The organism is Affinundibacterium seohonense (genome assembly GCF_014284305.1).
GTDB classification, from domain to species: domain Bacteria; phylum Pseudomonadota; class Gammaproteobacteria; order Burkholderiales; family Burkholderiaceae_D; genus Undibacterium; species Undibacterium seohonense.
This window is the reverse complement of the sequence record NZ_JACOFW010000154.1, coordinates 1-231: the sequence shown is the minus strand read 5'-3', so window position 1 is coordinate 231 and position 231 is coordinate 1. Positions and strand designations below refer to the sequence as shown.

The window sequence follows — 231 nt, the reverse complement described above, 5'->3', positions numbered from 1 at the left end:
ACAGTGTCGTCGATTCCGCCTCACCAGAATCCTTACCATTGGTGATCGGTGGTGTAACAGGCAATGGCGGTATTATTGATGATGACCAACCAAGCATCACCACAGTCGAACCAGGCGCACCAGGCGTTGCTGGTGACAATGTGGTCGAAGGCAATGACTTGGTCTACACAGTCTCCTTGTCCGCAACAACAACCGTCGCCTCAACCTATGCTTACAACTTAGGCGGCGGTA

The 231-nt window shown here is 52.4% G+C and carries 1 protein-coding gene; it reads left to right on the top strand.

Annotation, left to right across the window (positions count from 1 at the left end; all coding sequences use genetic code 11):
* Window positions 1-231 (top strand): hypothetical protein (locus tag H8K52_RS22170; protein WP_186924830.1); only part of this gene is annotated, 231 nt, incomplete at both ends.